The organism is Burkholderia sp. WTPI3 (genome assembly GCF_021483755.1).
Taxonomy (GTDB): domain Bacteria; phylum Pseudomonadota; class Gammaproteobacteria; order Burkholderiales; family Burkholderiaceae; genus Burkholderia.
Genome location: NZ_JAGIXF010000002.1, coordinates 218,359 through 224,679, shown reverse-complemented (window position 1 = coordinate 224,679; position 6,321 = coordinate 218,359). Strand labels below are relative to the sequence as shown.

Here is a 6,321-nt window from a genome sequence, read left to right as displayed (position 1 = left end):
GCAACGAGCAACGTGCCGGTTGCGAATCTGACGTTACCCACAGCTCATCGCCCCCTATATATAAGACGCCATCACTTGCCGCCGGCCGCGGCCTGCAGTTGCTCCAACGGTACCGCTTCGGCCATCGCTGCGTAGCCGGCATCGCTCGGGTGAATGCCATCGCCGCTGTCGTACCGGCGCTGCAGTACGCTCGGGTGAGCCGGATCACGCAATATCGCGTCGAAGTCGACCACGCCGTCGAACCCGCCGCCACTCCGAATCCACCGGTTCACCTCGAGCCGGATCGCTTCGCGTCCGGCCGGCAACGCTGCCGGCGTGAGCGTCGCACCGAATACTTTCACGCCCTGGCGATGCGCGGCCTCGATCAGCCGGCGATAACCATCGATCAACGACCCGGCCGTGACCTGCGTATGCGGGCTGTCGCAATCGAGCCCCGCGCGCGGCGGCATCGCCGCAAAGTTGATGTCGTTAATGCCGATCAGCACGATCACGACCTTCACACCCGAGCGCGACAGCGCATCGTGCTCGAACCGCGACGCCAGCGACGTGCCATAGCACGCCGAGCCGCTGAGCAGCCGATTTCCGCTGATGCCGAGGTTCACCACGCCGAGCGCATCCGCACCCGACGCAATCAGCCGACGCGTCAGCGCGTCCGGCCAGCGATGGTTCCGGTTCAGGCTCGAACGCAGTCCATCGGTGATCGAGTCGCCGATCGCCGCGACACTCGCCCGCGCGGAACCAGCCTCGACCGCCAGTTCCGTCACCCAAGCATATTGAGTAAAGCGGGTACGGAATGCGCCGGTGCCTGGATCGCCCACATGATCGCCCGGCGCCGACACGTAATTGAACTGGTTCGACACACGGTGCCAGACGCTCATCCGCTGATTCGCTCCCATCCGGAGACTGATCGCATACGGTCGCCCGGCAGTCACGTCGATCGCCACCGGATCGCTTTCGAGTTCCTGGCCCGGCGCGAGCGTCACCGACGCCTTGCCGCCGAAACGCACCGGCGCAACCGAGCGTTCCGCCAGTGCTGCGCCGTCACCCGCACGCGCAAGACCGGCATCCTCGATCACCAACGGCGCGCGGCCGTATGCATTGCTGACGCGAATTCGCGCGGCACGCCCCGATACCGTCGGGTAGACAATCTGCCGAACGGTCCGCCCGGCCACATCGGGTGCGCGATAGAGCGGCGGCGGCGCAGCCAGGTCGGGAATCGGCTGCAACGCGGTCGCCCACGCAGCGACCCACCCGGCGGGTGCGGGCGCGGCCGAGGCCGCGAGCGGCGACAGAAAAACGGACGCGCCCAGTAAGGTCGCGACGAAACTGCTTCGGAATGACATCGGCGAAATCCTCATCGGAAAGCGGGCATTGTGCCGCAGAAGCCGCCCGTCTCACGCGACGGACCGCCTTCACGCACGACGATCGCGCCCCAACGCCTCTCGTTTACCCGAGTCTGACCGGAAATCCACAAGAAATTTATTAACCGACCGGTCGGTTGGTTTATACTTCGCACACATTCAACCGGACGAGAACCTCCGCCATGTACACGCAATCCCTCGACATCCCCGGCAACGTCGCGCCACTCGACGCCGCAGCCGAGTCGCCCGAGCAAGCGCGGTTCGACGCGATCATGGCCGCGGACGGCAAGATCGAACCTCAGGACTGGATGCCCGACGCCTATCGCAAGACGCTGGTGCGCCAGATCTCGCAGCACGCGCACTCGGAAGTCGTCGGCATGCTGCCGGAAGGCAACTGGATCTCGCGCGCGCCGAGCCTGAAGCGCAAGGCGATCCTGCTCGCGAAAGTCCAGGACGAAGCCGGCCACGGCCTCTATCTTTATAGCGCAGCCGAAACGCTCGGCGTATCGCGCGATTCGCTTATCGATGCGCTGCACGCCGGCAAGGCGAAATATTCGAGCATCTTCAACTACCCGACGCCGACCTGGGCCGACGTCGGCGTGATCGGCTGGCTCGTCGATGGCGCCGCGATCATGAACCAGATCCCGCTGTGCCGCTGCACGTACGGGCCGTACGCACGCGCGATGATCCGCGTGTGCAAGGAAGAGTCGTTCCACCAACGCCAGGGTTTCGACGCGCTGCTGTCGATGATGAAGGGCACCGACGCGCAACGCGCGATGGTCCAGCAGGCGGTGAACCGCTGGTGGTGGCCGGTGCTGATGATGTTCGGCCCGAGCGACGCCGATTCGGTCCACAGCAGCCAGTCCTCGAAATGGGGCATCAAGCGGATCTCGAACGACGACCTGCGGCAGAAATTCGTCGACGCGACGGTCGACCAGGCGAAGGTGCTCGGCGTAACGCTGCCTGACCCGGACCTGAAATGGAACGAAGCGCGCGGCCACCACGACTACGGCACGATCGACTGGGATGAATTCTGGCGCGTCGTCAACGGCGACGGCCCGTGCAACAAGGAACGCCTCGCGACCCGGGTGAAGGCGCACAACGACGGCGCATGGGTACGAGAAGCCGCGCTCGCGCACGAGGCGAAGCGACGCGCCCGCACCGAACAGCACGCCGCCTGAGCGGCAACCATCGAATACAGGATTCAGGAGAGAGTGATGAACAAGGAATGGCCGATCTGGGAAGTGTTCGTGCGCAGCAAGCAGGGCCTCGACCACAAGCATTGCGGCAGCCTGCACGCAGCCGACGCGTCGATGGCGCTGCGCATGGCGCGCGACGTCTACACGCGCCGCCAGGAAGGCGTGAGCATCTGGGTGGTGCCGTCGTCGGCGATCACCGCGTCGGACCCGGCCGAGAAGGCCGAGCTGTTCGAGCCGGCGGGCGACAAGATCTACCGTCACCCGACGTTCTATACGCTGCCCGACGAAGTCAACCACATGTAACGCCGCGCCATGACGATCACGCCCGAACACCTCTCCTACGTGCTGCGCCTTGCGGACAACGCGCTGATCCTCGGTCAGCGCAACGCCGAATGGTGCGGCCACGGCCCCGTCCTCGAGGAAGACATCGCGCTCACCAACATGAGCCTCGACCTCATCGGCCAGGCGCGCATGCTGTATACGCACGCAGCCGAACTCGAACGCCAGCTCAACGGCGCGGCGAAGACGGAAGACGATTACGCATACTTCCGCAGCGAGCGCGAGTTCGCGAACTTCACGCTCGCCGAACTGCCGCACTACGGCCCGATCGCCGGCACCGCGCACGCCGACAAGGACTACGCGGTGACGATCGTGCGCAACTTCCTCTACGCGACGCTGATGCTGCACGTGTGGACCGCGCTCGAAACGTCGACGGACGCGCAACTCGCCGCGATCGCCGCGAAATCGGTGAAGGAAACCCGCTATCACGTGCAACACGCGCGCGAATGGCTGGTGCGCCTCGGTGACGGCACCGACGAATCGCATCGCCGCGCGCAGGCCGCGCTCGACTATCTGATACCGTACACGCGCGAATTCTTCGCAGCCGACGCGATCGACGACGCCGTCGCCGCGCCCGGCATTGCCCCGGCACCGGCCGCGCTCGAAGCGGTATGGCGTGCGGATGTCGACGATGCGCTCGCGGAAGCGACGCTGACCCTGCCGGCGCCTGTGCAGCACGTGAGCACCGGCAAGCAGGGCGAGCACTCGGAACACATGGGTTACCTGCTCGCGGAAATGCAGAGCCTCGCGCGCCAGCATCCCGGCGCGACCTGGTAATCGACCGACCCAACGGAGAGCCGACGATGTCCGTCCAGACCGCAGCCCCCGCCAACGCCGCACCCGCCGCGCATCGCAACGATCCGTTGCTCGCGCGCGCGTGGGACGTGCTCGAAGCGGTGCCCGATCCCGAAATCCCGGTCGTGTCGATCCGCGAGCTCGGCATCCTGCGCGACGTCCGTCGTGCGGACGACGGCCTGCTCGAAGTCGTGATCACGCCGACCTACTCCGGCTGCCCGGCCATGTCGCAGATCGCCGAGGACATCGCCGCCGCGCTGCAGGCCGCCGACCTGCCGCCGCACCGGATCGAGACGGTACTCGCGCCCGCGTGGACAACCGACTGGATCACGCAGGAAGCGCGCGACAAGCTGCGCGAGTACGGCATCGCGCCGCCCGTCGGCCAGTGCGGTAGTGCCGCGCCACGGGAAAACGTCGTGCGTTTCATGCCGCCGCCTGTCGCGGCGCCCGTTTGCCCGCGCTGCGGCTCCGCCCGCACCGAGCGTCTCGCGCAATTCGCGTCCACGGCCTGCAAGGCGCTGTATCGCTGCATCGACTGCCGCGAACCCTTCGACTACTTCAAACCCTACTGATATGGCGACCCCGCAATTTCATCCGCTGCGTATCCGCGACGTGCGGCCCGAGACCGCCGACGCCGTTACCGTCTCGTTCGACGTGCCGCCCGAGCTGCGCGACGCTTACCGCTTCACGCAAGGCCAGTTCGTCACACTGAAGACCCACATCGACGGCGAGGAAACGCGCCGCTCGTACTCGATCTGCGTCGGCACGACCGACTACGACCGCGACGGCGAACTGCGCATCGGCATCAAGCGCGTGCGCGGCGGCCGCTTCTCGAACTTCGCTTTCGACACGCTGAAGCCGGGCCACACGATCGACGTGATGACGCCGGACGGCCGCTTCTTCACGCACCTGAACGCTGACCACGGCAAGCAGTACGTCGCGTTTTCCGGCGGATCGGGCATCACACCGGTGCTCGCGATCGTGAAGACGACGCTCGAACTCGAGCCGCGCAGCACGTTCACGCTGATCTACGGCAACCGCAGCGCCGACGCGATCATGTTCGCGGAGGAACTCGAGGACCTGAAGAACCGCTACATGAACCGCTTCGTCCTGTACCACGTGCTGTCGGACGATCAGCAGGACGTCGAGTTGTTCAACGGCGTGCTCGACCAGGCGAAATGCGCGGAATTCCTCGACACGCTGACGCCAGCCGACGCAATCGACGAAGCGTTCATCTGCGGCCCCGCGCCGATGATGGATGCGGCCGAAGCCGCGCTGAAGGCCGCCGGCGTGCCGCAGGCGAAGGTGCACGTCGAGCGCTTCGGCACGCCGCTGCCGCAAGCCGGCGCGCCCGTCGTCGAAATCACCGACCAGACGCCCGCGGCAGACCTCGAAATCGTGCTCGACGGCAAGAAGCGCAAGCTGCGCCTGCCGTACGAAGGCGTGAGCCTGCTCGACGTCGGCCTGCGCGCGGGCCTCGCACTGCCGTACGCGTGCAAGGGCGGCGTGTGCTGCACGTGCCGCGCGAAGGTGGTCGAAGGCGAAGTCCGGATGGAGAAGAACTACACGCTCGAGGAACACGAAGTGAAGGACGGCTTCGTGCTCACGTGCCAGTGCCATCCGATCAGCGACAAGGTCGTCGTGAGCTTCGACGAGCGTTGAGCGACGTCGCATCGGCGCGCCGCACCGGTTTCTCGTCGTCACACATCTCGCTTACACTAGGGGCCGCCGGCCGGCTGGACGTTGCAACGTCCAGCCGGCCGGCGGTTTTCTTTTGTTGATGACAGGCCGATGAGTACCATTCACGTGATTCAGGGCGGCACCGCTGCCGCGTCGCTGCGCGAGGCCCTCGCACAAGCCGGACGCGACGAGCTAGTCGTCGGATTGCTCGACGATCTCGCCGTCGGGCCGCTGAAGGGCGCCGACGAGACGCCCGACACGCGCGCCGCCTTCTGGCAGCGCGTGCTCGGCGACCAGGTTCCCGACTGGAACGCGGAAGTCGAACACGAATTCGCACGCCTCGACCAGCTCGCGATGGACACGGGTCAGGTGGTCGTCTGGCACGCGCCGAGCGTCGGCGACAAGCTACTGCTGCGGCGCGTCGCCTATCATCTGCGCAACGTGCCGCAGCGCCTGAACGAGGTACGGCTGTCCGCGGCCGACCTCGACGCGCCCGAGCGCGCGGCGCTGGCCCGCAGCGACCAGGCATGCTCGACCGGGATGTTCTCGCCCGCGGCGCTTGCCCGCAAACGGCCGGTGGCCGCGCCGATCTCGGTGCTGCGCATCGGTCGCCTCGCGCTCGAATGGCAGGAGGCGAAACACCTGAATGCCGAGCTGCGCTACTGGGTCAGCAACACGATCAAGAGCGGCCAGTACGCGGACCTCGATGCGCTGATCGTCGCGCATGCGGAACCCGGCTGGCTGCCCGCGCGACAGCTCGTCGGCGCCATCATGGCCGGCGCCGACCGCGGCGGGATGTTCGTCAGCGACGCGATCGCCTGGTGGCGCTGTCGCGAACTCGCGGCGGCCGGACGACTCGAGTTGCAGGACGACGCGCCGACCGCCCTCTCTTCCACGCAGGTGCGCGCGGCAGCCGCGTATCGCTAACGCTACTCTTCAGCATTCGA

General features: G+C 66.7%; 7 protein-coding genes. 6 read left to right on the top strand and 1 reads right to left on the bottom strand.

Going from position 1 to position 6,321, the window contains the following annotated elements:
* Positions 1-71: 71 nt before the first annotated feature.
* A complete protein-coding gene (locus J7024_RS02380; RefSeq protein WP_124831009.1) occupies positions 72-1,343 on the bottom strand; it encodes an SGNH/GDSL hydrolase family protein in 1,272 nt (423 codons plus the stop codon).
* Between the two features lie 200 nt (positions 1,344-1,543).
* Between J7024_RS02380 and paaA the strand changes: the two genes are divergently transcribed.
* From paaA to J7024_RS02350, 6 genes are all read left to right on the top strand, one after another.
* Positions 1,544-2,542 carry a 1,2-phenylacetyl-CoA epoxidase subunit PaaA gene (paaA, locus tag J7024_RS02375; protein WP_124831010.1) on the top strand — a complete coding sequence of 333 codons (999 nt, stop codon included), beginning with the start codon at positions 1,544-1,546 and terminating at the stop codon, positions 2,540-2,542.
* Between the two features lie 36 nt (positions 2,543-2,578).
* On the top strand, positions 2,579-2,863 hold the full coding sequence (gene paaB / locus J7024_RS02370; protein ID WP_006752453.1) for a 1,2-phenylacetyl-CoA epoxidase subunit PaaB: 285 nt from the start codon (positions 2,579-2,581) through the stop codon (positions 2,861-2,863).
* Positions 2,864-2,872: 9 nt separating this feature from the next.
* Complete coding sequence (paaC, locus tag J7024_RS02365) at positions 2,873-3,676, top strand: 1,2-phenylacetyl-CoA epoxidase subunit PaaC (protein ID WP_124831011.1); 804 nt, start codon at positions 2,873-2,875, stop codon at positions 3,674-3,676.
* Positions 3,677-3,702: 26 nt separating this feature from the next.
* Positions 3,703-4,266, top strand: a complete 564-nt coding sequence (gene paaD, locus J7024_RS02360; protein ID WP_124831012.1) for a 1,2-phenylacetyl-CoA epoxidase subunit PaaD — start codon at positions 3,703-3,705, stop codon at positions 4,264-4,266.
* A gap of 1 nt (position 4,267) precedes the next feature.
* Positions 4,268-5,356: a 1,2-phenylacetyl-CoA epoxidase subunit PaaE gene (paaE, locus tag J7024_RS02355; RefSeq protein WP_124831013.1), complete on the top strand. Its 1,089-nt coding sequence runs from the start codon at positions 4,268-4,270 to the stop codon at positions 5,354-5,356.
* Between the two features lie 129 nt (positions 5,357-5,485).
* Entirely contained in the window at positions 5,486-6,301 is an 816-nt protein-coding gene (locus J7024_RS02350; RefSeq protein ID WP_124828715.1) for a DUF1835 domain-containing protein, read from the top strand.
* Positions 6,302-6,321 lie beyond the last annotated feature (20 nt).